General features: G+C 60.1%; 2 protein-coding genes. Both read left to right on the top strand.

All coding sequences use genetic code 11. From position 1 onward, the window contains the following. Positions 1-187 precede the first annotated feature (187 nt). Positions 188-1618, top strand: a complete 1431-nt coding sequence (locus R3C19_27415; protein ID MEZ6064092.1) for a DUF1501 domain-containing protein — start codon at positions 188-190, stop codon at positions 1616-1618. Positions 1619-1632: 14 nt separating this feature from the next. Continuing rightward, on the top strand, positions 1633-1851 hold a 219-nt coding region (locus R3C19_27410; GenBank protein MEZ6064091.1), incomplete at its 3' end, for a threonine/serine dehydratase.

Raw genomic sequence — 1851 nt, 5'->3', positions numbered from 1 at the left:
TCGACCTGGCGTTTTCGCGGTCCGCGACGGAAGCGGAACTCCGCGCGGCCGTCGAATTCCTGCAGCGCCAGGGACAAACCAGGCAGGCTCGCGGCGAAACCGACTTTCGTGCCGAAGCAGTGACCGACTACTGCCAGTCGCTGTTCTGTCTGAACGAATTCCTTTACGTCGACTAGAAGATTTCGAAATGGCTTCCACAAATCCTCGTCACGGACAGTTCCCGTGTGGTCGAATCGCGAGCGCACTCAGCCGACGCGAATGGCTGTCTCGCGCGGGCGGCGGAGCGGGCATGGTTGCGCTGGCGTCGATGCTCGGACAACAGCGGCTGCTGGCCGATCAGCAGCACGCCAATCCGCTGGCTCCGCGTGAAGGACATTTTCCCGCGAAGGCAAAGGCCGTGATCTGGCTGTTCATGGAAGGTGCTCCCAGCGCTGTCGACATCTTTGATCCCAAACCCGAATTGACAAAACGCGACGGACAGACGACGGACATTCAGGCATTCTTCGGCAACCCGGGACCGCTGATGAAGTCGCCGTTTTCGTTTCAGCAGTACGGAGACTGCGGGCAGTGGGTTTGTGAAAAATACACCAGCGTTGCCCGGCACGTGGACAAGCTGGCGTTCATCAAGTCGTGCTACAGCCAGTCCAACGATCATGTGCCGGCGATTTATCAGATCAACAGCGGCCTGGCTCGACCCGGCTTCCCGACCGCCGGAGCCTGGATCACGTACGGACTGGGAACCGTCAATCAGAATCTGCCGGGCTACGTCGTGATGGGCAACACCAAAGGCGCGAAGGGCGGGCCTCACAACTGGGGCTCCGGATTTTTGCCGACGACTTTTCAGGGCACACTGTTTCGTTCGCAGGGAACACCCATTCTGAACCTGAATCGCCAGCCGCGAGTCACCGCCGAAGATCAGCGGGCTCAGCTTGATTTCATGGCCGCGCTCAACGACCAGCACCTGTCGCGACAAAACGGCGACGTTGAGTTTGCCGACCGCATGCAGTCGTTTGAACTGGCGTTTCGAATGCAGACCGAAGCCACCCGCGTAGTCGATCTGTCGCAGGAAACGCAGGCGACTCACGCGATGTACGGCATCGACAATCCGAAATCGCGTTCGTACGGGTCGAAGTGCCTGATGGCGCGGCGGCTGGTCGAAAGCGGAGTCCGCTTTGTGCAGGTTTACAGCGACGGCGAATGGGATGCTCACAGCAATCTGACTCAGAACCACACCGATCACTGCGCCGCGACGGACGTGCCGGTCGCCGGATTGCTGACCGATCTGCAGGAACGCGGACTGCTGGATTCGACGCTGGTGATCTGGGGTGGTGAATTCGGACGAATGCCGATTTCACAAAACGCCAACGGTCGCGATCACAACCCCAACGGCTTCCTGCAATGGATGGCTGGTGCCGGCGTGAAGGGCGGCGTCAGTTACGGCGAAACGGATGAAATCGGTTACGCGGCGGTCGAAAACCGAGTCAGCGTGAACGACCTGCACGCCACGATGCTGCACCTGCTGGGAATCGACCACGAACGGCTGACGTGGTTCCACAACGGCCGCAACTTCCGACTGACCGATGTCGCCGGTGAGGTGATTCGGGAGATCCTTGCTTAACATCCGGTACTTCCATGTCGCTGCACATCCCGACGATCGACGACGTTCTTAAGGCCGAACCGCGAATCCGGCCGCACGTATCTCCCGCGCCGCTGATTCGGTCCTACGCCCTGGAAAAGGAACTCGGGCTTAGCGCCGATCGCCGCGTCTGGATCAAGGACTACGGCTGGACCCCGGTGGGATCGTTCAAACTGATGGGAGCCCTCAACTGGATGGCCGCTCATCAGGACGAA

It is taken from the genome of Planctomycetaceae bacterium, from assembly GCA_041398785.1.
In the GTDB taxonomy this organism is placed as follows: Bacteria; Planctomycetota; Planctomycetia; order Planctomycetales; family Planctomycetaceae; genus JAWKUA01.
The sequence above is the reverse complement of the archived record's forward strand: the minus strand, read 5'-3'. Positions and strand labels throughout refer to the sequence as shown.

Coding starts and splice junctions, on each gene's coding strand:
- R3C19_27415 (MEZ6064092.1), top strand. CDS start 188: ATGGCTTCCACAAATCCTCGTCACGGACAGTTCCCGTGTGGTCGAATC.